General features: G+C 67.8%; 21 protein-coding genes. 20 read left to right on the plus strand and 1 reads right to left on the minus strand.

Features of this window, described 5'->3' with window-relative positions:
* Positions 1-145: 145 nt before the first annotated feature.
* The 5 genes from WIX39_RS11870 (at position 146) to WIX39_RS11890 (ending at position 6,004) form a co-directional block, all read left to right on the plus strand.
* On the plus strand, positions 146-2,044 hold the full coding sequence (locus tag WIX39_RS11870; RefSeq protein ID WP_106935247.1) for a DEAD/DEAH box helicase: 1,899 nt from the start codon (positions 146-148) through the stop codon (positions 2,042-2,044).
* A gap of 211 nt (positions 2,045-2,255) precedes the next feature.
* Positions 2,256-3,329: an NAD/NADP-dependent octopine/nopaline dehydrogenase family protein gene (locus WIX39_RS11875; protein ID WP_106935246.1), complete on the plus strand. Its 1,074-nt coding sequence runs from the start codon at positions 2,256-2,258 to the stop codon at positions 3,327-3,329.
* Positions 3,319-4,323, plus strand: a complete 1,005-nt coding sequence (locus tag WIX39_RS11880; protein ID WP_106935245.1) for a 3-hydroxybutyryl-CoA dehydrogenase — start codon at positions 3,319-3,321, stop codon at positions 4,321-4,323. Before WIX39_RS11875 ends, WIX39_RS11880 begins: the two co-directional genes overlap by 11 nt.
* Positions 4,320-5,123, plus strand: a complete 804-nt coding sequence (locus WIX39_RS11885) for an alpha/beta fold hydrolase (protein ID WP_106935244.1) — start codon at positions 4,320-4,322, stop codon at positions 5,121-5,123. The genes WIX39_RS11880 and WIX39_RS11885 overlap by 4 nt, the downstream gene beginning before the upstream one ends.
* A complete protein-coding gene (locus WIX39_RS11890) occupies positions 5,120-6,004 on the plus strand; it encodes a quinone oxidoreductase family protein (protein ID WP_106935243.1) in 885 nt (294 codons plus the stop codon). The genes WIX39_RS11885 and WIX39_RS11890 overlap by 4 nt, the downstream gene beginning before the upstream one ends.
* A 27-nt stretch (positions 6,005-6,031) precedes the next feature.
* Here WIX39_RS11890 and WIX39_RS11895 read toward each other — a convergent pair whose 3' ends face one another.
* Entirely contained in the window at positions 6,032-6,511 is a 480-nt protein-coding gene (locus WIX39_RS11895) for a MarR family winged helix-turn-helix transcriptional regulator (protein WP_081266913.1), read from the minus strand.
* A gap of 144 nt (positions 6,512-6,655) precedes the next feature.
* Here WIX39_RS11895 and WIX39_RS11900 point away from each other — a divergent pair, with 144 nt between their 5' ends.
* From WIX39_RS11900 to WIX39_RS11970, 15 genes are read left to right on the plus strand one after another with little or no spacing between them, the layout of a single operon-like run.
* A complete protein-coding gene (locus WIX39_RS11900) occupies positions 6,656-8,848 on the plus strand; it encodes an indolepyruvate ferredoxin oxidoreductase subunit alpha (protein ID WP_106935242.1) in 2,193 nt (730 codons plus the stop codon).
* A gap of 4 nt (positions 8,849-8,852) precedes the next feature.
* Positions 8,853-10,361 carry an indolepyruvate oxidoreductase subunit beta family protein gene (locus WIX39_RS11905; protein WP_106935241.1) on the plus strand — a complete coding sequence of 503 codons (1,509 nt, stop codon included), beginning with the start codon at positions 8,853-8,855 and terminating at the stop codon, positions 10,359-10,361.
* Between the two features lie 13 nt (positions 10,362-10,374).
* The gene (locus tag WIX39_RS11910) at positions 10,375-11,367 is read left to right on the plus strand and encodes a PDR/VanB family oxidoreductase (RefSeq protein WP_106935240.1); all 993 of its coding nucleotides are present in this window, start codon (positions 10,375-10,377) and stop codon (positions 11,365-11,367) included.
* 20 nt (positions 11,368-11,387) lie between these two features.
* On the plus strand, positions 11,388-12,701 hold the full coding sequence (locus WIX39_RS11915) for an aromatic ring-hydroxylating dioxygenase subunit alpha (RefSeq protein WP_409195069.1): 1,314 nt from the start codon (positions 11,388-11,390) through the stop codon (positions 12,699-12,701).
* Positions 12,701-13,189 (plus strand): aromatic-ring-hydroxylating dioxygenase subunit beta, encoded by a 489-nt coding sequence (locus WIX39_RS11920; protein ID WP_106935238.1) that lies wholly within the window; start codon positions 12,701-12,703, stop codon positions 13,187-13,189. Before WIX39_RS11915 ends, WIX39_RS11920 begins: the two co-directional genes overlap by 1 nt.
* A 14-nt stretch (positions 13,190-13,203) precedes the next feature.
* Positions 13,204-14,829, plus strand: coding sequence for an AMP-binding protein (locus WIX39_RS11925; RefSeq protein WP_106935237.1), 1,626 nt, complete (start codon positions 13,204-13,206; stop codon positions 14,827-14,829).
* Entirely contained in the window at positions 14,826-16,001 is a 1,176-nt protein-coding gene (locus WIX39_RS11930) for a thiolase family protein (RefSeq protein ID WP_106935236.1), read from the plus strand. The genes WIX39_RS11925 and WIX39_RS11930 overlap by 4 nt, the downstream gene beginning before the upstream one ends.
* Complete coding sequence (locus WIX39_RS11935; protein ID WP_106935235.1) at positions 15,998-17,251, plus strand: SDR family NAD(P)-dependent oxidoreductase; 1,254 nt, start codon at positions 15,998-16,000, stop codon at positions 17,249-17,251. The genes WIX39_RS11930 and WIX39_RS11935 overlap by 4 nt, the downstream gene beginning before the upstream one ends.
* Before the next feature lie 16 nt (positions 17,252-17,267).
* A complete protein-coding gene (locus WIX39_RS11940) occupies positions 17,268-18,080 on the plus strand; it encodes a cyclase family protein (protein WP_106935234.1) in 813 nt (270 codons plus the stop codon).
* Positions 18,077-18,811, plus strand: coding sequence for an SDR family oxidoreductase (locus tag WIX39_RS11945; RefSeq protein WP_106935233.1), 735 nt, complete (start codon positions 18,077-18,079; stop codon positions 18,809-18,811). Before WIX39_RS11940 ends, WIX39_RS11945 begins: the two co-directional genes overlap by 4 nt.
* Before the next feature lie 49 nt (positions 18,812-18,860).
* Positions 18,861-20,027: an ABC transporter substrate-binding protein gene (locus WIX39_RS11950; protein WP_106935232.1), complete on the plus strand. Its 1,167-nt coding sequence runs from the start codon at positions 18,861-18,863 to the stop codon at positions 20,025-20,027.
* Between the two features lies 1 nt (position 20,028).
* Complete coding sequence (locus WIX39_RS11955; protein WP_081266901.1) at positions 20,029-21,174, plus strand: ABC transporter substrate-binding protein; 1,146 nt, start codon at positions 20,029-20,031, stop codon at positions 21,172-21,174.
* A gap of 26 nt (positions 21,175-21,200) precedes the next feature.
* A complete protein-coding gene (locus WIX39_RS11960) occupies positions 21,201-22,526 on the plus strand; it encodes an aromatic ring-hydroxylating dioxygenase subunit alpha (protein ID WP_106935230.1) in 1,326 nt (441 codons plus the stop codon).
* Entirely contained in the window at positions 22,523-22,987 is a 465-nt protein-coding gene (locus tag WIX39_RS11965) for an aromatic-ring-hydroxylating dioxygenase subunit beta (RefSeq protein WP_106935229.1), read from the plus strand. The genes WIX39_RS11960 and WIX39_RS11965 overlap by 4 nt, the downstream gene beginning before the upstream one ends.
* A 42-nt stretch (positions 22,988-23,029) precedes the next feature.
* Complete coding sequence (locus tag WIX39_RS11970) at positions 23,030-24,193, plus strand: ABC transporter substrate-binding protein (protein ID WP_081266898.1); 1,164 nt, start codon at positions 23,030-23,032, stop codon at positions 24,191-24,193.
* Positions 24,194-24,203 lie beyond the last annotated feature (10 nt).

Consider the following 24,203-nt stretch of genomic DNA (forward strand, 5'->3'; position numbering starts at 1 on the left):
CACACCGCGCCCGATCGCATCCGCTGATCAAAAAGGGCCGCAGCCCCAGGCGAAAGCCTGAAGCTGAATGTCGTTGGATGGTTGATGTTTTTAACCACCAACGGGGCGCCGCCTACGGCAGCGCTCGCGTTTGAGATTGACATACATGACCGACGCTTTTGAAGCGCAGGGCGAATTCGCGCCTGTGCAATCCGCTACCCACAACGAGTTCACCGCTGCCGTGGACACTGTTTCCGAGGCTCCCATCCTCGAGGCGCTCGACGCCGCCGCCCCCGAAGCGGCCGTGGCCGAAGAGCCCGCCAAGCCCAACGGCTTCATCAAGCTGGGCCTCGCGCCCGAGCTGATCGCCGCCGTGGCCGACATGGGCTTCACCCAGCCCACCACCGTCCAGGAAAAGGTCATTCCGATCGCCATGGGCGAGCAGGCAGGCACCGCCCAATCGGCACGCTTCGTCGACCTGATGGTGTCCAGCCAGACCGGCTCGGGCAAGACCGCCGCCTTCCTGCTGCCCGTGCTGCACACGCTGATCAAGCGCCAGGCCGAAGCCGAAGCCGAAGCCAAGGCCGAATTCCAGCGCCTGGCCGCCGAAGCCGTCGCCCGCGGCGAAACCGTGCCGAAGAAGCCGAAGCGCAAGGACCCGACCAACGCCCGTCATTTCAAGGCCGCCACCCCCGGCGCCCTCATCCTGTGCCCGACGCGCGAACTCGCGCAGCAGGTCGCGCATGACGCCATCGAACTGGTTCGCCACTGCCGCGGCCTGCGCATCGCCAACGTGGTGGGTGGCATGCCCTACCAGCTCCAGATCGCCCGCCTGCAGAACGCCGACCTCGTCGTCGCCACGCCGGGCCGCCTGCTCGACCTGCAGCGCTCGATGCAGATCAAGCTCGACCAGGTCAAGTTCCTGGTGGTCGACGAAGCCGACCGCATGCTCGACCTCGGCTTCGCCGACGACCTGGCGGAAGTCAACCAGCTCACCATCGAGCGCCAGCAGACCATGATGTTCAGCGCCACCTTCGCGCCGCGCATCCAGCAGCTGGCCACCCGCGTGATGCGCGAGCCGCAGCGCGTGACCATCGACAGCCCGCAGGAAAAGCACGCCAACATCAAGCAGGTGCTGTTCTGGGCCGACAACGCCCAGCACAAGCGCAAGCTGCTCGACCACTGGCTGCGTGACACCAGCATCAACCAGGCCATCGTGTTCGCGAGCACGCAGGTCGAATGCGACGGCCTCGCCAACGACCTGCAGCAAGAAGGCTTCAGCGCCGTGGCGCTGCACGGTGCCCTGAGCCAGGGTCTGCGCAACCGCCGCCTGATGGCGCTGCGCCAGGGCCAGGTCCAGATCCTGGTGGCGACCGACGTCGCCGCCCGCGGCATCGACGTGCCGACCATCACCCACGTCTTCAACTTCGGCCTGCCGATGAAGGCCGAGGACTACACCCACCGTATCGGCCGTACCGGCCGTGCCGGCCGCGATGGCCTGGCCATCACGTTTGCCGAATTCCGCGATCGCCGCAAGATCATGGACATCGAGCAATACAGCCGCCAGCAGTTCAAGGCGGAAGTGGTGCCGGGCATGGAGCCGCAACAGCGCATGCCGCAATCCCGCCCGCAAGGCGACTTCGGCGGCCGCGGCCGTGACAACCATTCGCGCGACCGCAAGTTCGGTGGCGGCGGTGGCGGCCATCGCGGTGGCAATGCCGGCGGCTTCGGCGGCGGCAACAGCAACTACGCCGGCGCCAGCGGCTTCAACGACCGCGGTTCGCGCGCTCCGGGCCCGCGTGCTGGCGGCTTCGGCGGCCAGAACGCCGGTTTCGGCGGCGGCCGTGACGAAGGCAACGGCGGCGGCTATGGCCGCAAGCCGGGCTGGGGCGACAGCGCCCCGCGCGGCGGCAACGGCGGTGGCCGTGGCGACTTCGCTCCCCGCGAAGGTTTTGCGCCTCGCGAGGGCTTTGCGCCCCGCGGCAACGGCGCCGGCCACGGCGGCCCGGGCAAGGTGTTCGTGCCCCGCGACGCGCAAAAGCGCGCGTTCAAGCCCACCCGCTGATCCCGCCTCCGAACGGCCTGACGGCCGTTTCGCCCGAAAAAGCCCGCGCTTCTCAAGAACGCGGGCTTTTTCATTTCGGGTTTCCGAGCAGCCCGGTGTCGTCGAATTTGATTGACACCTGAATCGATGAAAAGTAATGTAATAGCGCATTGCTTCCCCGGGTCCGTCCTGCGGCCGCCGGTTCATCGACACCTGCTTTTCGACTTTCGACATGAAAATTGCGATTCTTGGGGGTGGTCACGGTGCCTATGCGGCCGCCGCCGACCTGTCTGAAACCGGCCACGAGGTGCGCCTGTGGCGCCGCGATGCCGCGGCGCTGGAACCCGTGGTGCGCGCCGGAGCGATCACGCTGAAAGATGCCGAAGGCGCACGCGAAGTCCCGGTCGCGCTCGCCACGGCCGACATCGGCGCGGCGCTGAAGGACGCCGAGCTCATCGTCATCCCCACGCCCGCCATCGCCCAGCACGACATCGCGCTCGCGATGGCCCCGCACCTGGCCGACGGGCAGGTGGTGTTCCTGCCGCCGGGCACCTTCGGCAGCTACGTGATGGCGAGGACGGTGAAAGAAGCCGGCAGCCGTGCCGATGTCGCCTGGGCCGAGACCGGCACCTTGCCGTACCTGGCGCGCAAGCATGGCGAGCGCGAGGTCAACGTCACCATCCGCGCGATCCGGCTGCCCACGGGCGTGTATCCGGCCCGCAAGGAGGCGCAGGCCATCGAAGTGATCCGCCGCGCCTACCCGTCGGTGCACGGCTGCGGCGACGCGCTTTCGGGCGCGCTCATGAATGCCGGCCCCGTCATCCATCCCCCGCTGATGGTGATGAACGCCGCGCCGCTGCAGCACTTCGAGCGCTGGGACATCCACAACGAAGGCACGCAGCGCGCGGTGCGCGACGTGACCGACCGGCTCGACCAGGAGCGCATCGCCGTGCGCGAAGCCTTCGGGAAGGGCGCGCCGCACTATCCGCTGGCCGACCACTACGACAACGACCGCTGGATGTACGGCGATGCGCACAAGCAACTGGTCAAGTCGGGCGACTGGCGCGAGAACATCGACCTGCACACGCACCGCTACATCACGGAAGACACCGAACTCGGCCTCGCCTTCCTGGCGTCGGCAGCGCGGCACGCAGGTGTCGATGCGCCGATTGCGCACGGGCTGCTGGCCATCGTCGGCGGCTTCCTGGGGCGCGACCTGCGGCAAGGCCCGCGCACCTTCGAGAGCCTGGGCCTTGCCGGCCTGAGCGCGACGCAGCTCAAGCAGAGGCTGCACGATGGCGAATGACGCCACGCCGCCCCGGTTCGCCGCCGTCGGCGCCGGCCGCATGGGGCGCGGCATCGCGATCGCGTTCGCCTATGCCGGCCACCGCATCTCGCTGATCGACCTGCGCCAGCGCAGCGACGAAGCCTGGCGGCGCCTGCGCGACGAAGCGAAGGCCGAGATCGAGGCCAGCCTCTCGGGCCTGGCGCAGCTCGGCGTGATCGACGCTTCGCAGATCGAGCGCATTGCCGCCCGCGTGGATTTCGTCGACGCCGCGTCGGCCCCGCGCGCGCTTGCCGCCGCCGAACTCGTGTTCGAGGGCGTGCCCGAGACCATGGAGGCCAAGCGCGAGGCCTTCGAGCACATCAACCGGCATTGCCGCGACGATGCCATCCTCACCTCGACCACCAGCAGCATCCTCGTGACGCAGCTGGCCGCGTTCGTGCGGCTGCCAGAGCGCTTCCTCAACATGCACTGGCTCAACCCGGCCTATGTGATCCCGGTGGTGGAACTGAGCTGCCACCCCGGCACCGACGCCGGCGTGCTCGCGCGCACCAAGGCGCTGATGGAGCAGATCGGCAAGCTGCCCGTGGTCTGCGGTGCGTCGCCGGGCTACATCGTGCCGCGCCTGCAGGCCCTGGTGATGAACGAGGCCGCACGCATGATCGAAGAGGGCGCTGCCACGGCCGAAGAGATCGACAAGGCCACGCGCTACGGCCTGGGGCTGCGCTTCGCCGCGCTTGGCGTGGTCGAGTTCATCGACTTCGGTGGCTGCGACATCCTGCACCACGCGAGCCGCGAGATGTCGGCCTCGCTCGACAAGGGCCGCTACACCGCACCGGCCATCGTCGGCCGCATGGTCGAAGAGGGGCGGCTGGGGCTGAAGAGCGGCAGCGGCTTCTACGACTACGAAGGCCGCGACATCGGCGCCTACCGTCGCGACGTGCTGTCGCGCACGCTCGGCGAACTGCGGCATGCGGGCCTGTGGCGCGCACCTGCCGACGAGACGCTGTCATGACCGCCATCCGCCGCGCCTTCGCGGACCTGTCGGTGGGGCAGGTGCACTATGCGGCATGCGGAGAACGCGATGCGCGCGCCGTGCTGTTGCTGCACCAGTCGCCGCGCAGCTGGGCCGAGTACCGCGCGGTGCTGCCGCTGGTGGGCGCGCATCGGCTCGCCATTGCGATGGACACGGCAGGCTTCGGCGATTCCTCCGATGGCGGCGTGCCCGCGAGCATCGAGCAATGGGCGCGCGTCGCCTGCGAATTGCTCGATGAACTGGGCATCGCGCAGCCCGACGTGGTCGGCCATCACACGGGCGGGGTCGTGGCTGTGGAGCTTGCCGCGGCGTTCCCCGATCGTGTTCGCAGCCTCGTGCTGTCTTCGACGCCCTATACCGACGAGCCGTTCCGGCGTGCGCGCGCACAACGCCCGCCCATCGACGAAGTCGCTCCCAGCGAGGACGGCACCCATCTCGCCGCGCTGTGGCAGAAGCGCCAGGGTTTCTATCCGGCAGGGCGGCCCGATCTGCTCGAGGCCTTCGTGCTCGATGCATTGAAGGTCGGCCATCGTGTCGAAGAAGGCCACCGCGCCGTGGCTTCTTACCGCATGGAAGACCGCATCGGCCGCATCGCGCAGCCCACGCTGATCGTGCGCGCCACCCACGATCCCTTTGCCGCGCCGCATGCGGCTGAATTGCAGCACCATCTGCCGCAGGCCCGCATCGTCGATATCGAAGGCGGCATGGTGCCGCTGCCCGACCAGATGCCCGAGGCCTTTGCGCGCACGGTGCTCGAATTTTTCTCTACTCTGCCATGAAGGCTGTTCGCATCCACGGTTTCGACGCAGCACCGGTGCTGGAAGAAGTGGCCGACCCTGTCGCGAGGCCCGGTCGCACCCTCGTGCAGATGGAGGCCGCCACGGTCGGCCACATCGACCGGACCGTATGGCGTGGCAGCTTCCTGCGGCATCCGCCCTTGCCGTACACGCCCGGTGTGGAGGCAGCGGGCATCGTCGTAGCAAGCGGGTGCTACCAGGTCGGCCAGCGCGTATGGCTGCGCGGCAGCGGCCTGGGCACGCTCTTCGACGGCACCTGGTGCGAATGCATCGACGCGCCCGACGAAGCGCTCGGGCCATTGCCGGACCAAGTGCCGATGACGCTGGGCGCGGCGTTCTTCTCGCCGACGACTTCGGCCTGGGTAGCATTGAATGACGTCGCCAGGCTGCAAACCGGAGAGCAGGTGCTGGTAACGGGCGCAAGCGGCGCCGTGGGGTCGCTCGTGGTGCAGCTTGCGCGCGAGGCAGGCTGCACGGTCACCGCCGTGATGCCGGGTGCCGAGCCGCCCCCTGGAGCCAGCGCTGATCTGCTGGTCGACACCGTGGGCGGCGATGTCCTCGCCCAAGTCCTGCCGTGCGTGCGACCTGGCGGGCGCGCCGTGCTGGTCGGCTACACCGCCGGCCCGACGCTGCAACTGGACATCGCTCACTTCCTGCAACGTGATGTTGCGTTGTTGCCCCTGAACATGTTCCGGCGTGAAGCAGCGGGCCGCGCCGCCGCGCCCGAACTGCTGGCAAGGCTTGCCGATGGCCGCCTGCATCTCGACGTGCAGCCGTTCGCGCTGGCGGACGCAGCCCTCGCGCTCGACTGGATCGCGCAGCGAGGCCACCGGGGACGGGCCGTTCTGGTGACGCGCCTCTGAGCCGCTGAAAAGGCGCGCCTCGATCCTTCAGTCTTCCTCTGGCCCTTCGACGGGCACGTGCACGTGCAGCTCGATCATCTGCCGCAGCGTCTGCTTGAGTTCCTCGGCACGGCGCAGGCCGAAGGGCTCCAGCACGCGCCGCTCGTGCTCGCGCGCCAGTTCCATCAGGTGCTCGACCGCCTTCAGCCCCTTGCGCGTGATGCGCACCAGCGTGATGCGGCGATCACTTTCATGGGGCAGGCGCTCGACCTGTCCGCGCGATTCCATGCGGTCCAGCAGCCGCGTCACCGTCGGCTGCTTGGTGACGGTCACCTGCGCGAGCTGGCCGATGCTGACCGGCTCGCTGCCTGCAAGAGACGCCATCACGCGCCACTCGGACACGGAGAAGCCCTGCTGCCGCGCCACCTCGTGGAACTCCGACGAAATCAGCTGGCTGGCCTGCGCCAGCAGCGCGGGCAGGTAGTCGTCGACGAAGCGGTGGGACTCGATGGGTTGTTCTTCAGCCATGAAGGCACCTCACGGTCGCCGCGGGCACGCGGCTTGCATGTCTAGGGTAATTCATGATTGTGGATACATTCATTTGTCAACATTATAGAAAGCGTGATGTGGCAACTGATGCCCATCCTCCCACGATAGAGAACAAGGACCCACATGGCTGAGCGTTCGTTCGTCGAAGAAGTCAAGAAGCTGCGGCTTTCTGGCGGAGAGGTGTTCCGTGGAGAGGGCATTCTGGCCGTCACCAAGGCCCTGCTCGAATCCGGGGTTTCCTATGTGGCGGGCTACCAGGGCGCGCCGATCTCTCATCTCATGGACGTGCTGGCCGACGCGCAGGACATCCTGGCCGACCACGGCATCCGCTTCGAGAACAGCGCGAGCGAAGCCACTGCAGCCGCCACGCTGGCCGCCTCCGTCAACTACCCGCTGCGTGGCGCCGTCACCTTCAAGGCGACTGTCGGCACCAACGTCGCCTCCGATGCGCTGGCCAACCTCGCCTCGGGCGGCGTGACCGGCGGTGCGCTCATCATCGTGGGCGAGGACTACGGCGAAGGCTCGTCGATCATGCAGGAGCGCAGCCATGCCTTCGCGATGAAGTCGCAGATCTGGCTGCTCGATCCGCGCCCCAACCTGCCGAGCATCGTCGATGCGGTGAAGCAGGGCTTCGATCTCTCGGAGGCCAGCAACACGCCCGTGATGCTCCAGTTGCGCATCCGTGCCTGCCATGTGCACGGGCACTTCGTGGCTGGCGACAACAAGCGCGCCAAGTTCACGCTGAAAGACGCGCTCGAGAATCCGCAGCGCGACGTCGGCCGCATCGTGCTGCCGCCAGCGAGCTTCGTGCACGAGCAGGAGAAGGTGAAGGACCGCTGGCCCGCCGCCGTGCGTTTCATCGAGGAGCGAAAGCTCAACGAGTTCTTCTCGGAAGACGCCGACGACATCGGCATCATCGTCCAGGGCGGCAGCTACAACACGCTGCTGCGCGCGCTGGAGCGGCTGGGCCTGGCCGACGTCTACGGCAACACGCAGGTGCCGCTCTACGTGATGAACGTGGCCTACCCCGTCATCGAGAGCGAGGTGATCCGCTTCTGCAAGGGCAAGCGCGCGGTGATGATCGTGGAAGAGGGGCAGCCCAACTTCGTAGAGCAGAACCTCGCGACCATCCTGCGCCAGGCCGGTTCTCACACCACGCTGCACGGCAAGGACATGCTGCCGGTGGCCGGCGAATACACCGCCGCCGAATTGCTCAAGGGCGCGCGCAGCTTCTGCGAACGCTACGGCCGCCTGGCGCCGCTGCCGGTGCCCGCACCGGTACGCAAGGTGATTCCGCTGAAGGAAGTGGCCGCGGTCGGTGTCGATGCCGCACCCGAGCCCGTGCAGCCATCGACCGCGCTCGGCGAGGTGGTGCATGCCCGCCCCCCGGGCTTCTGCACCGGCTGCCCTGAACGTCCGATCTTCAGCGCGATGAAGCTGGTGGAGCGCGAACTCGGCGCGCACCACGTGAGCGCCGACATCGGCTGCCACCTGTTCTCCATCCTGCCGCCCTTCAACATCGGCAACACCACCATGGGCTACGGCCTGGGGGGTGCGGGTGCGGCGGCGCTCAATGCGCCGGCCGGCAAGCGCGCGATCTCGATGATGGGCGACGGCGGGTTCTGGCACAACGGCCTCACCAGCGGCGTGGCCAACGCGGTCTTCAACAAGAGCGACAACCTCACCATCGTCGTCGACAACAACTACACCTCGGCCACGGGCGGGCAGGACATCCTGTCGTCGCACGCCGTCAACAAGACGCGCAGCACCGGCCACGAGATCGAGCGTGCCGTGCGCGGCGTGGGCGTCGAATGGGTCAGGACGCTGCGCCGCACCTACGACGTGGCGGGCATGCGCGATGCGCTGAAAGAAGCGCTCACCACGACGAATAAGGGCCCCAAGGTCCTGATCGCCCAGTCGGAATGCATGCTCAACAAGCAGCGCCGCGAGAAGCCGCTGGTGCGCAAGGCCATCGCCGACGGCAAGCGCATGGTGCGCGAGAAGTTCGGCGTCGACTCCGACACCTGCACCGGCGACCACTCGTGCATCCGCCTGTCGGGCTGCCCGTCGCTGTCGATCAAGCCCAACCCCGATCCCCTGCGCACCGACCCGGTCGCGACCGTGCTCGACAGCTGCGTAGGCTGCGGCGTTTGCGGAGAGGTCTCGCATGCCGCGGTGCTGTGCCCGTCGTTCTACAAGGCGCAGATCGTGAGCAACCCCAGCCGCTGGGACATGCTGCGCGAGCGCGTGCGTGCCGCCGTCATCGGCTGGCTGCAGCGCGGCGAAGCGCGTCGCCGTGAAGCCTATGCCTTCTGACGCGATGATGAGCGCTGCACAACCTATCAAGATTGCGATCCTCGCCATGGGCGGGGAGGGCGGCGGCGTGCTGGCCGACTGGATCGTCGACATGGGCGAGGCCAACGGCTACGTCGCCCAGACCACATCGGTGCCGGGCGTGGCCCAGCGCACCGGCGCAACCATCTACTACGTGGAGCTGTACCCGACGGCGCAGGCCGAGGCCGATGGCGGCTTGCCGATTCTTGCGCTGATGCCGCTGCCCGGCGACGTCGACGTGGTGCTGGCGTCGGAGCTCATGGAGGCAGGGCGCGCCGTGCAGCGGGGCCTGGTCACGCGCGACCGCACCACGCTGATCGCGTCCACGCACCGCGTGTTCTCCATCGCCGAGAAGAGCGCACTTGGCGATGGCCGTGTCAACAGCGATCAGCTGCTGGCACACACCGCCAAGGCCGCCAAGCGCTTCATCCGCTTCGACATGGCGCAGGCGGCCGAGGCTTCGGGCAGCGTGATCAGCGCGGTGCTGTTCGGCGCGCTTGCGGGTTCGGGCGTGCTGCCGTTCAGCCGCGCGCAGTTCGAGGCGACCATCGAACGTGGCGGCGTGGGTGTGAAGCCCAGCCTCAAGGCCTTTGGCGCGGCGTTCGCTCGCGCACAGGGCGGTGACGACGGCGAGCCTGCGAAGGAAGCGCCGGTCACCGCACCGGCGCCGCAGCCGCGCCACCCGGCTGTTCGGGCATTGGTCGAGCGGGTGCAACGCGACTTTCCGGTGCAGGCGCAAGACTTCCTGCTCGAAGGCGTGCGCCGCCTCATCGACTACCAGGACCCCGCCTACGCCGGCCTGTACCTGGACCGCATGGCAGCCGTTGCCGCGCTGCCAGGCAACGATGAGCACCGCCTGCTGCGCGAAACCGCGCGCCACCTCGCGCTCTGGATGTCCTACGAAGACACCGCCCGCGTCGCGGCGCTGAAGACCCGTGCCACCCGCTTCGAGCGCGTGCGCGGCGAGGCCCGCGTCCAGCCCGGCCAGGTGCTCGCCATCAACGAATACATGCACCCGCGCCTGCAGGAAATCTGCGAGACGCTGCCCGGTGGCATCGGCCGCTGGCTCATGAATTCGACGACGCCGAAGAAGCTCGTCGAGCGCTTCACGCAGCATGGCCGCGTGATCCAGACCAGCTCGCTGCGCGGCTATCTCATGCTGCGCATGGTGGCGGCGTGCAAGCGCTGGCGCCTCTCGACCATGCGCTATGCCGAGGAAAACCGACGCATCGAGGAATGGCTGCAGCGCATCGCCGCGACCGCGCAGCGCAACCCCGAACTGGCCGTGGAGCTTGCCCAGTGCCAGCGCCTGGTCAAGGGCTACAGCGACACGCACGAGCGCGGCATCCGCAACTACGACACCGTGATGCGCGCCGTGGAGCGCGCCGGCACCGCGCTGGCGCCGGCCACGCTGCGCGAACTGCGCGACGCGGCGCTGGCCGACGAACACGGCCACAAGCTGCAGGCCGCGCTGGCGCAGCACGCACTGGCCTGAAGAGACAACGAAGATGACCGCACCCTCAGCCACCCTTTCACTGCGCGTCGTCGAGGCGCGTGCGTTGAATCCGCTGATCCGCATGCTGCGCCTGCGCGCCGAAGACGGCCGCGCGCTGCCCGGCTTCTCGGCCGGTGCCCACATCCGCGTGCAGGTGACGCTGCCTGACGGCAAGGCCGACTGGCGTCACTATTCGCTCATCAACTTCGATACGGCGCGCAACGCCACCAATGCCCCGGCGGAATATGTGATCGCCGTGCGCAAGGAAGCCGAAGGCCGGGGCGGCTCGCGCTTCATGCACGAGCAGCTGAAAGAGGGCGACACCCTCGCCATCGAGGCGCCCAAGAACGACTTCCCGCTGCACACCGGCCCCGGCGGCACCGTGCTGGTAGCCGGGGGCATCGGCGTGACGCCGCTCGCCACCATGGCCGCCCGCCGCCGCGCCGAAGGTGCGGCCGTGCGCATGCACTACGCCGGCCGCAGCCGCGACCTGATGGCCTTCCTGCCTGAACTTCAGGCGCTGCTGGGCGACGACCTGCACGTGCACGCCGATGCGGAAGCCGGCGCGCCGCTCGGCATCGATGCAATGCTCGACGGCGTTCCCGCCGGCGACCGCCTCTACGTCTGCGGCCCCAAGGTCATGCTCGACGCGGTGCTCGAGCGCACCCAGGCGCGCGGCTGGGAACACGACCGCGTGCACTTCGAACTTTTCACCGAGCCGGTCGCGGAAGAAGGCGACCAGCCCTTCGAGGTGGAGCTCGCCCAGTCGGGCCAGCGTTTCACCGTGCCGGCCAACCAGAGCATCCTCGACTGCCTGATCGAGCACGGCTGCGACCCGATGTTCGACTGCAAGCGCGGCGAATGCGGCGTGTGCGCCGTGCCCGTGCTCGAAGGCGAGATCGAACACCGCGACTACGTGCTCACCGCCCGCGAGAAGGCGGAAGGCAACGTCATGCAGATCTGCATCTCGCGCGCCAAGGGTGCGCGGCTGGTGCTGGACATCTGAAGCCAGGAGCCTGAAGAACCATGACCTCGTACCGAGACAACCCCGATGCCGTTCGCGCGCTGGTGCAGCACGACCGGGTGCACCGCGACCTGTACACCAGCCAGGAGCTGTTCGAGCTGGAGCAGGAACACTTCTTCGCCAACACCTGGAACTACGTCGGCCATGAAAGCCAACTGCCCAAGCCCGGCGACTGGATCAGCAACGAGATCGCGGGCCGCCCGCTGATCATCGTGCGGCACTCCGACGGCAGCGTGCGCGTGATGATGAACCGCTGCGCCCACAAGGGTTCGCGGCTCGTGAACGGCGCGTGCGGCAACACCGGCAAGTTCTTCCGCTGCCCTTACCACGCCTGGACCTTCAAGACGGACGGCGCGCCGCTGGCGATTCCACTGAAGACCGGCTACGAGAACACCCAGCTGCACGAATGCGAATCGGGCAAGGGTCTCACCACTGTGAAGCATGTGCGCAGCCACCGTGGGTTCATCTTCGTGAAGATCAACGACGCCGGCCCCGGCTTCGACGAATACTTCGGCGACTCGCTGAGCTCCATCGACAACATGGCCGACCGCTCGCCCGAAGGCGAACTGGAAATAGCGGGCGGCTGCCTGCGCTTCATGCACCAGTGCAACTGGAAGATGTTCGTCGAGAACCTCAACGACACCATGCACCCCATGGTGGCGCACGAGTCTTCGGCCGGCACCGCCAAGCGCATGTGGGCCGACAAGCCGGAAGACGAGCCCAAGCCCATGGCGGTGGAGCAGTTCGCGCCCTTCATGTCCGACTACAAGTTCTTCGAGGACATGGGCATCCGCACCTACGACAACGGCCACAGCTTCACGGGTGTGCACTTCAGCATCCACAGCAAGTACAAGGCGATCCCCGCGTACGACGACGCCATGAAGGCCCGCTACGGCGAGGAGAAGACGGCGCAGATCCTGGGCATGGCGCGGCACAACACGGTGTACTACCCGAACCTGACGATCAAGGGCGCGATCCAGGCGATCCGCGTGGTGAAGCCGATCTCCGCAGACAAGACGCTGATCGAGAGCTGGACCTTCCGCCTCAAGGGCGCGCCGCCCGAACTGCTGCAGCGCACCACCATGTACAACCGGCTCATCAACTCGCCGTTCTCGGTGGTGGGCCATGACGACCTGCAGGCCTACCGCGGCATGCAGGCGGGGCTGCATGCGAGCGGCAACGAGTGGGTGAGCCTGCACCGCGACTACGACCCTTCGGAGCTGAAGGGCGGCGAGATCACCACGGGCGGCACCAATGAGCTGCCGATGCGCAACCAGTACCGAAGCTGGGTCCAGCGCATGACGGAGACCATGTGATGGCCGGCATCGAAGTCACCCGCCAGGACCTGATCGACTTCGTCGTGAACGAAGCGCACCTGCTCGACACGCGCCGCTACGAAGCGTGGAATGCGCTCTTCACCGACGACGCCTTCTACTGGGTGCCGCTCGTGCCAGACCAGGAAGACGGCCTCAACCACACATCGCATCTCTACGAAGACAAGCTGCTTCGCGACCTGCGCATCGAGCGCCTGAAGAGCCCGCGTGCTTTCTCGCAGCAGCCGCCGAGCCGCTGCCACCATTTGCTGCAGGTGCCCGTGGTCGAGCAGTTCGATGCTGAAGCCAATCGCTACGTGGTGCGCACCGAATTCCACTACACCGAATCGCAGGGCGACGAACTGCAGTTCTACGTCGGCACCTTTTTCCATCACCTCACGGTGCAGGACGATGCATTGCGCATGACGCTCAAGCGCGTGAACCTGCTCAACTGCGACGCGGCGCTGCCGGCCGTGCAGCTCTTCATCTGACAGGGACGAAAGCGATGCCACACGCCACCGTCCATCAAGTCTTCGCGGCCACCGCGGCGCGCACGCCGCAGGCCGAGTTCCTGTTCACCGAATCGGTGACTGCCGCCGCCTACGGCATCGACGCAGGCGCCATCCGCTGGGGTGAGGCTGCCACGCAGATCGAGCGCCTGCGCGCGGCCTATGCGCAAGCCGGCTATGGGCACGGCCACCGCGTCGGCCTGCTGCTGGAAAACCGGCCGGCCTTCATCTTCCACTGGCTCGCGCTGAACGCACTGGGCGTGAGCGTGGTGCCCATCAACGCCGAGATGCGCTCGGCCGAGCTGGTCTATCTGATCGGCCACAGCGAGATCGGCCTGGCCGTGACGCTGCCGGGCCGTGCCGCCGACCTGCGTGCAGCGGCGGCGCGGGCGGGTGTCGAATTCGAGACGATGGGCCCCGAAGACGCGGTGCCGCCGGCGAAGACCGCCGCACCGCGCGCCCATGAGCCCATCGGCACAGACACCGAATGCGGCCTGCTCTACACATCAGGCACCACGGGCCGCCCCAAGGGCTGCATCCTGAGCAATGCCTACTTCCTGCGCGCTGGCGAGTGGTACGCGGCGCTCGACGGCGTCTGCAGCATCCGGCCCGACGCGGAGCGCGTCATCACGCCGCTGCCGCTGAACCACATGAACGCGATGGCCTTCTCCACCATGGTGGTGCTGGTCGCCGGCGGTTGCCTGGTGCAGCTCGACCGCTTCCACCCGAAGACCTGGCTGGCCAGCGCGAAGGAAAGCGGCGCGACCATCGTGCACTACCTGGGCGTGATGCCGGCCATGCTGCTCTCCGCGCCGCAGTCGCCGGCCGACCGCGACCATGCGATCCGCTGGGGCTTCGGCGCCGGCGTGGACCGCAAGAACCACGCGCCCTTCGAGGAGCGCTTCGGCTTCCCGCTGGTCGAGGCTTGGGCAATGACCGAGACCGGCGCGGCCGCCTGCATCATGGCCAACCGGGAGCCGCGCCTCGTGGGCACGAGCTGCTTCGGGCGGCAGGAAGACTTCGTCGAGATTCGCCTCGTGGGCGAGGATGGCAATGAAGCCGGCGTCGATGCACCGGGCGAACTGCTGGTGCGTTCGGCCGGTACCGACCCGAACCGGTATTTCTTCTCCGGCTACCTGAAGGACGAGGAGGCCACGCGCGAAGCCTGGGCCGACGGCTGGTTCCACACCGGCGACCTGGTGCGCCGCGACGCCGAAGGCAACTTCTTCTTCGTCGACCGCAAGAAGAACGTGATCCGCCGCAGCGGCGAGAACATCTCCGCCGTCGAGGTCGAGAGCGTGCTCAACCAGCACCCGGCGGTGAAGGCATCGGCCGTGGCCGCCACACCCGACGCGGTGCGCGGCGACGAAGTGCTGGCCTGCATCGTGATGAGGGAAGACATGGATGCCTCGCAGCGCGCGCAGGTAGCGGCCAGCATCGTCGAGCATGCGCTGGCACAGCTCGCCTACTACAAGGCGCCCGGATACGTCGCCTTCGTCGACGCGTTGCCGCTCACGCCGTCGCAGAAGATCCAGCGCGGCCAGCTGCGCGAGATGGCGCATTCGTTGCCGGGCCAGGGCCATTGCATCGACACGCGTGCGATGAAGAAAAGGCAGCCATGACCACGAAACGACGGCTCTCCTACGATGGCGTCGCGGTCGCGGTGCCCATCACCGTGCCCTACGTGCGCTATTCCACGCGCACAGCGCACTGGTTCATCGGGCAGGCTATCGAGGCGCTGGTAAAGGCCAGCGGCGTGCCAAAGGAGCAGATCGACGGCCTGTGCCTCAGCAGCTTCTCGCTCGCGCCCGACACGGCCGTCGGCGTCACGCAGCACCTGGGCATGTCGCCGCGCTGGCTCGACCATGTGCCCACCGGTGGTGCCTCGGGCGTGATGTGCCTGCGCCGCGCCGCGCGGGCGGTACAGGCGGGCGATGCCGACATCGTGGCCTGCGTGGGCGCCGACACCAACCATGTCGATTCCTTCCGCCAGACGCTCGGCAGCTTCAGCAACTTCGCGCGCGACGCGAGCTACCCGTATGGCTCGGGCGGCCCGAACTCGATCTTCGCGTTCATCACGGCCAACTACATGCGCACCTACGGCGCGAAGCGTGAAGACTTCGGCCGCATCTGCGTCGACCAGCGAACCAACGCGCTGGGCAACCCGAACGCCATGTTCAAGAAGGGCCTGACGCTCGACGAGTACATGGCGGCCCGGCCCATCTCCGACCCGATCCACCTGTTCGACTGCGTGATGCCCTGCGCGGGCGCCGACGCCTTCCTCGTGATGAGCGAGGAGCGCGCGCGCGACCTTGGCCTGGCGCACGTCGTCATCCTCGGTGCCATCGAACGCCACAACGCGTATGCCGAAGACCCTGTGATGGTGCAGGGCGGCTGGCGCAAGGACCGCGACGACCTGTACGCGCAGGCCGGCATCCAGCCCGCCGAGCTCGACTTCGTGCAGACCTACGACGACTACCCCGTCATCGTGATGATGCAGTTCGAAGACCTGGGTTTCTGCGAGAAAGGCGAGGGCCCCGCCTTCGTGCAGGCCCACACCATGACCTTCGACGGCAGCTTTCCGAACAACACGAGCGGCGGGCAGCTGTCGGCAGGTCAGGCGGGCGCTGCGGGCGGCTTCCTCGGCATGGTCGAGGCGATCCGCCAGCTGACCGATCAAGCCGAAAAACGCGCGGTGCCCGATGCACAACTGGGCCTCGTCGCCGGCTTCGGCATGGTGACCTACGACCGCTGCCTGTGCACAGGCGCGGTGATCCTGGGGAGACCCGCATGACCATGCCCCTGATGCGCCCTCCGCGCAAGAACCCGGTTCTGCGCACCCGGCAGATGAACCTGCCGCCCGGCGCGCGCGGCCGCGTGGCGCTGGGCCTGACGGCCGCCGCCGCCGAGGGCCGCTTCGAGCTGCAGACCTGCGATGACTGCGGCACGGTGCAGTACCCGCCGCGCGAGGTCTGCCACAAGTGCCTCTCGGCCGCGCTGCGCTGGCGCGCGCAGAGCGGCGAGGGCGAACTGCTCGGCAGCACCACGCTGCATCACAGCAACGACCTGTTCTTCCGCGAGCGGCTGCCCTGGCGGCTGGGCCTGGTGCACCTGGATGCCGGCCCCACGCTCATGGTCCATCTGCATGGCGAGGTCGGCGACGCGCCGCAAAGGGTGCGCGTAGGCGCCCGGCTCGACCGCGCGGGCCAGGCCGTTCTCATTGGTTTTCCGAATGAAGGGAGTCCCCACATGGCCGACGACAAGATGCTGCGCGAAATGACCAGCGACCCCAAGTTCCGCAAGGTGCTGGTGACCGACGGCAAGACCGAGACCGGCCAGGCGATAGTGCGCGCGCTGGTGAAGGCCGGCGCAGACATCGTCTGGGTCGGCCATGCCGAGCCCTGGAAGAAGATGGGCGAGGGGCTGGACGACATCTCGGCGCTGCCGCAGGTCACGCTGGTGCCGCTCGATCTGACCAACGGCCGCCAGGTGACCGAGCTTGCGGGCTCCATCGGCGGCAAGGTCGACATCGTCATCAACAACGCCGAGGTGCACCGCACCTTCGGCATCGCCGCACGGCGCGGCACCGACGTGGCCAAGGCCGAGATGGACATCAACTACTTCGGCCTGCTGCGGCTGGCTCAGGAGTTCGGTCCGGCGCTGAAGGGCCGCTCGGCCGACGGCGTGACCGGCGCTACGGCATGGGTCAACCTGCTGTCGATCTATGCACTGAGCAACTTTCCGCCGCACGGCACCTTCAGCGCCTCGAAGGCGGCGGCGCATTCGCTGGCGCAGTGCCTGCGCGCGGAGATGCGGCCGGCCGGCATCCGCGTGATCAATGTGTTCCCCGGCCCGATCGACGACGAATGGAACCAGCACACGCCGCCGCCCAAGCTCGCGCCCGCCGCGCTGGCCAACGCCATCTTGAAGGCGTTGCGCGACGGCGTGGAAGACGTGTACCCCGGCGACGTGGCGCAGGAGTGGCTGGAGCGCTGGCGCGACAACCCCAAGGTGCTCGAGCGCGAGCTGGCCGCAGGCGGCTGAGACAGGAGCCACACGAATGACCACGACAACCGAACTGATGTCCACCGCCGAGATCCTGGGCGGCCTGGTGACTGCCATGGCCAGCGGCCGCATCCGCGTGATCGACCTCACGCAGACGCTGACGCCCGAGTTTCCGCAGATCGCGCTGCCGCCCGAGATGGGCCAGTGCTGGCCCTTCCGTATCGAGGAAGTTTCGAAGTACGACGAGCGCGGCCCGGGCTGGTACTGGAACAACTTTTCCTGCGGCGAGCACACGGGCACCCACTTCGACGCACCGATCCACTGGATCTCCGGGCGCGACCTGCCGAACAACTCGGTCGACACCATTCCGGTGCAGCACTTCGTGGCGCCGGCCTGTGTGATCGATTGTTCGCCGCAGGTGAAGGACGACCCCGACTACCTGCTGACGCTGGAAGACATCGAAGCCTACGAGGCGGCGCATGGCCGCATCCCCAAGGGCGCGTGGGTGCTGATGCGCACCGACTGGTCCAAGCGCACCGACCCCGAGGCGTATCAGAACTTCGACGAGACGGGCCAGCACACGCCGGGCCCGAGCACCGCGGCCGTGCGCTTCCTGGTCGAGCAGCGCGACGTGCTGGGCTTCGGCTCCGAGGCCATCGGTACGGATGCGGGCCAGGGCTATCACCTGCGGCCGCCGTATCCGTGCCATTACTACATGCACGGCGCGGGCCGCTACGGCCTGCAGTGCCTGAGCAACCTCGACCTGCTGCCGCCGGCCGGCGCCGTGCTGATCTGCCCGCCGCTGAAGATCGAGAAGGGCAGCGGCAGCCCGCTGCGTGTGCTGGCGTTGGTGGGAGCTTCGGCATGACCAACGCCGCACCCAGGGTCGCGGCCGTCACCGGCGGCAGCGCCGGCATCGGCAAGGCGATCTGCGAAGACCTGCTCGCGCAGGGCTACGAGGTAGTGTCGCTCGCACGCCGCAAGGCCGAGATCGACCACCCGAAGCTGCACAGCATCGAGGTCGACCTGAGCGACCGCGCCGCCACGAGCGCGGCTGTGCGCGAACTGGTGGGGCGCTTCGCACCGACCACCATCGTGCACAACGCGGGCGTCATCCGCGCCGCGCTGCTGCCCGACGTCAAGCTCGACGACCTCGATGCGCTGGTCGACCTGCACCTGGGCTGTGCGATACAGCTCGTGCAAGGTGCGCTGCCCGCGATGCGCGCGCAACGCTTCGGCCGTGTCGTGCTGCTGTCGTCGCGCGCCGCGCTGGGCCTCGCCACGCGTACCAGCTACTCGGCCACCAAGGCCGGCATGCTGGGCATGGCGCGCACCTGGGCGCTCGAACTGGCTGCCGACGGCATCACGGTGAACGTGGTGGCCCCGGGGCCGATCCGCACCGACATGTTCTACGACGTGGTCGAGGCCGGCAGCGAGAAGGAACGCGCGCTTGCCGCCTCGGTGCCCGTCAAGCGCCTGGGCGAATCGGCCGACGTGGCACGCGCCGTGCGTTTCTTTGCGGATGCCGACAACAGCTTCGTCACCGGGCAGGTGCTGTACGTGTGCGGCGGCACCAGCGTCGGAAGCCTCGCCCTCTGAGTTTCCAGTTTTCCTCACGTCCAACCAAAACCACCTCTGGAGCATCGCCATGAAAGTCATGAACCGAATTCGCACACTCGCGGCCGTGGCCGTGGGTATCGGCGCGCTGGGCGCCGCGAGCGCCTGGGCCGCCGATCTCAAGGTCGGTTTCATCACTTCGCTGTCGGGGCCGGTGTCGTCGCTGGGCATTCCCTACGACAAGGGCATGAAGGCCGCAGTCGCCTACAAGTCGGAAGTGGGTGGCCGCAAGGTGCAGGTGATCCAGCTCGACGACGCGTCCGACCCGTCCACCGCCGCGCGCAATGCACGCAAGCTGATCGAGGAAGACAAGGTCGACGTCATCATCGGCACGGCCGGTGCGCCTGGCTCTCTGGCCATCGCCGGCGTGGCGCGTGAAACCAAGACGCCGCTCATCTCCATCGCCAATGCCGACCTGGCCGGCGAGGAGGGCGCATGGATGGTGACGCTGCCGCAGCCCGCGCCGCTGATGATGGGCGCGATGGTCGAGAAGATGAAGCAGGCCGGCGTGAAGACGGTGGCCTACATCGGCTACTCCGACGCCTGGGGCGACCTGGTGTACGACGCGCTCATGAAGTCGGCGCCCGCCGCCGGCATCAAGGTGGTGAGCAACGAACGCTATGCGCGCAGCGATTCGTCGGTGGCCGGGCAGGTGCTGAAGATCGTGGCGCTGCGGCCCGACGCGGTGATCACCGGCGCATCGGGCACGCCCGGCGCGCTGCCCTACCTGGCGCTGGCAGAGCGCGGCTACAAGGGAAAGATCTACGGCATGCACTCGCTGATCAACCCCGACTTCATCCGCGTCGGCGGCCCGTCGGTCGAAGGCCTGCTGGCGCCCACCGGCCCGGTGGTGGTGGCCGAGCAGTTGCCCGACGCCAACCCGATGAAGAAGATCGCGATGGACTTCCGCACCGCCTACCAGAAGGCCAACGGCGCGCCGCCCACCGACACCTTCTCGGCCTACAGCTTCGATGCATGGCTGATCTACCTCGATGCCGCGCAGCGTGCGCTGGCCAGCAAGGCCGAGCCCGGCACGCCGCAGTTCCGCCTTGCATTGCGTGACGCCATCGTCAGCACCAAGGAGCTGGTGGGCACGCACTCGGTCTACAACTTCAAGCCCACCGATCGCTACGGCTCGGACGACCGCTCGCGCGTCGTCGTGAAGCTCGACAAAGGCCAATGGAAGCTGGTGCCCTGACATGAAACTGAAGCTCACACACATCCTCGGCGCCACGGCGCTCGCGCTGGCCGCCGCGCAAACCATGGCGGCGGACCTGAAGATCGGCTTCATCAGCTCGCTCTCCGGGCCTGTCGCGGCGCTCGGCATTCCGTACGAGAAGGGCATTCGCGCAGCGATTGCCGAGCACCCCGAGATCGCAGGCCGCAAGGTGCAGCTGATCGTGCTCGACGACGCCTCCGACCCCACCACCGCCGGGCGCAATGCGCGCAAGCTGGTGACGGAGGACAAGGTCGACGTGCTCATCGGCACATCCGGCGTGCCCGGCGCCATGGCCATCGCCGCGGTGGCCAGGGAACTGAACACGCCGCTGATCTCGCCCACGCCGGTCACCATCGCCGGCCCCGAGGGCGCGTGGACCGTGACGGTGTCGCAGCCTTTTCCGCTCATGGTCGCGGGCGTGGTCGACCGCATGAAGAAGTCGGGCGTGAAGACGGTGGCCTTCATCGGCTTCTCGGACGCGCTGGGTGACCTGGCCTACGACTCGCTGGTGAAGAGCGCGGACGCGGCCGGCATCAAGGTGGTGGCCAACGAACGCTATGCGCGCAGCGATTCATCGGTGGCAGGGCAGGTGCTGAAGATCGTCGCGGCGCGGCCCGATGCGGTGTTCGCGGGCAACTCCGGCACGCCCGGCGCGCTGCCGTACATCGCGCTGGCCGATCGCGGCTACAAGGGCAAGATCTACGGCACGCACGGCCTCATCAACGCGGACTTCGTGCGCGTGGGCGGCGCTTCCATCGAGGGGCTGCAGGTGCCCAGCGGCCCGGTGCTGGTGGCCGACCAGCTGCCCGACAGCAACCCGATCAAGAAGGTGTCGATGGCCTTTCGCAGCGCCTACCAGAAGGTCAACGGCGCGGTGCCGACGGATGCGTTCTCGTCGTACACCTACGACGCCTACCTGCTGCTGGCCGACGCCGCCTCGCGCACCAAGGGCGAACCGGGCACGCCGGCCTACCGCACGGCGCTGCGCGATGCCATCGTGAGCACCAAGGAGCTGGTGGGCACGCACGGCGTCTATACCTTCAAGCCCGACGACCGCTATGGCTCCGACCAGCGCGGCGTGGTCATCGTGCAGATGACCAAAGGGCAGTGGAAGCTGGTTCCGTAGCCCCCCACGCCACCGAGCACATCGCCATGACCACCTACCGCAACCGCCCCGATCTTGTCGCGGCGCTGGTCCGGGACGACCGGGTGCACCGCGACCTGTACCTCAGCGAGGAGCTTTTCGCGCTGGAACAGGAGCACCTGTTCGCCAACACCTGGGTCTTTCTCGGTCATGCGAGCCAGGTGCCGGAGTCCGGCGACTTCGTGTCGCAGGACATCGCGGGCCGGCCGCTGCTCATGGTGCGGCAGCCCGATGGCGGCGTGCACGTGCTCTACAACCGCTGCGCCCACAAGGGCACGCAGCTGGTGACGGACGAGTGCGGCAACACCGGCCGTTTCTTTCGCTGCCCCTACCACGCGTGGACCTACAAGCTCGACGGCGCGCCGCTCGGGCTGCCGCTGAAGAACGGCTACGAGGGCACGCAGCTCAAGGCCTGCGAGTCGGGGCAGGGGTTGTCGGTGGTGAAGAACGTGAAGGTGTACCGCGACTTCGTGTTCGTGCGCTTGTCGGAGAGCGGGCCTTCGTTCGAGGACTACTTCGGCGAGGTGCTGGGCGCCATCGACAACATGGTGGACCGCTCGCCCGAAGGCAAGCTGACGGTGGGCGGCGGCGTGCTGCGCAACATCGTCCACTGCAACTGGAAGATGTACCTGGAGAACATCAACGACACGGTGCACCCGATGTCGACGCACGAGTCGGCCACCAAGGCGGCCGAGGCGCTGTGGGAAGGCCATGCGCCCACCGACTCCAAGCCGATGGCGATGGAACAGATACTGCCCTTCGGCTCGGGCTACGAGTTCTTCGACAAGATGGGCGGACGCGTGTTCGCCAACGGCCACAGCGTGCTGGGGGTGAATTTCAGCATCCACTCCAACTACGCGCAACTGCCCGAGTACGAAGCCGCGATGCGCGCCGCGCACGGTGAGGAGCGTGCCGCAGAGATACTGCAGCGCTCGCCGCAGAACTCGGTCTTCTATCCGAGCCTGTCGGTCAAGGGCTCGCCGCAGGCCATTCGCGTGATTCGCCCGCTGGCCGCCAACCGCACGCTGATAGAGGCCTGGAGCTTCCGCGCTGCGGGTGCGCCGGAACTGCTGTTCGAGCGCGCCATGAGCTACAACCGGCTCGTGTTCTCGCCGATGTCGGTGGTCGCGCATGACGACGTGCATCTGTTCGAGAGCATCCAGCAAGGCCTGCGCGCCGGCGGCAACGAATGGGTGAGCCTGCATCGCAACCACGATCCGGCCGAGACGCAGCAGGCCACGGTCACCACCAACGGCACCAACGAACTGCTGATGCGCAACCAGTTCCGTGCATGGGCGAAGTCCATGGCGGCGGGCATGGAGGCCGTGCAATGACGGACCCGCGCGATTTCGTCGCCCATGAAGCGGCCCTGCTCGATGAGCGCCGGCTCGACGAGTGGCTGGCCCTTTTCGCGGAAGACGGCCACTACTGGGTGCCGCTGCTGGGCGCGGCGCAGGCCGACCCGTTCTCGCACAACTCGCTGGCCTACGAAGACCGGCTGCTGCTGCAGCTGCGCGTGGACCGCCTGAAGAACCCGCGCGCCCATTCGCAGCACCCGGCCAGCCACAGCCAGCATGTGCTGCAGCCCTCGCGCATCGAGCGCGAGGAGGGCGGCCAGGCATGGCTGCGCACGCCGTTCCTCTACGTCGAGGCGCGCGGCGAAGACCAGATCCTGTTGAGCGGCACCGCCCGCCATCACCTGGTCCGCACACCCGCCGGCTGGTCGATCCGCCAGAAGCGCATCGACCTGCTCAACGCGGCACGCGCGCTGCCGGCCATCCAGTTGTTCATCTGAGTTACCTGTTCCCTCCAACACCATCCTTACCGGAGCTACGACATGAAGAGCCTGATGCAGACCTTGACGCGCGGCACACTCGCCGCGGTGCTGACCGCCTGTGGCGTTGCGAGCGCGCTGGCGGCCGACCTCAAGGTCGGCCTGAGCGTGTCGCTGTCGGGGCCGAACTCCTCGCTGGGCGTGCCCTACGCCAAGGGCATGCAGGCCGCGCTGGCCTACAAGGGCGAGGTGAACGGCCGCAAGGTGCAGCTCATCGTGCTGGACGACGGCTCCGACCCCACCACCGCCGGGCGCAATGCGCGCAAGCTGATCGAGGACGAGAAGGTCGACGTGCTCATGGGCACATCGGGCGTGCCCGCGGCAATAGCGATGGCGCAGGTGGGCAAGGAAGCGAAGACGCCGATGATCGGCCTCACGCCGATCCTGCTCGACCCCAACGACAACCCCTGGGTCATGACCGTGGCGCAGCCCACGCAGCTGATGATCGACGCGGTGGTCGAGCGCATGAAGCGCAACAACGTGAAGACGGTGGGCTACATCGGCTTCTCCGACGCCTGGGGCGACCTGGTCTACGACGCGCTCATGAAGGCCGCGCCCGGCGCAGGCATCAAGGTGGTCAGCAACGAGCGTTATGCGCGCGGCGACGCATCGGTGACCGGCCAGGTGCTGAAGATCGTGGCGCTGCGGCCCGACGCGGTGATGACCGGCGGTGCCGGCACGCCCGGCGCGCTGCCGTTCCTGGCCCTGCAGGAGCGCGGCTTCAAGGGCGGCGTGTACGGCCAGCACGGGCTGATCAACCCCGACTTCGTGCGCGTGGTCGGCGCGGCCGGCCAGAACGCGCTGATGCCCACCGGCCCGGTGATCGTGGCCGAGCAACTGCCCGACAGCTATCCGACCAAGAAGATCGCGACCGATTTCCGCGCCGTCTTCCAGAAGGTCAACAACGCGCCGACCAGCGATGCCTTCTCGGCCTATTCGTTCGACGGCTGGCTGGTGTTCGCCGACGCGGCCTCGCGCGCCATGAAGAAGGCCGAACCGGGCACGCCCGAGTTCCGCGTGGCGCTGCGCGATGCCATCTTCAGCACGAAGGAAGTGGTGGGCACGCACGGCGTGTACACCTTCAAGCCCGGCAGTCTCTACGGCGTGGACGAACGCGCCCGCGTGATCGTCAAGCTCGACAACGGCCAATGGAAGCTCGCACCTTGAACCTCATGCA

Origin of the sequence: Variovorax sp. AB1(2024), assembly GCF_037482385.2 — a bacterium.
In the GTDB taxonomy this organism is placed as follows: Bacteria; Pseudomonadota; Gammaproteobacteria; order Burkholderiales; family Burkholderiaceae_C; genus Variovorax.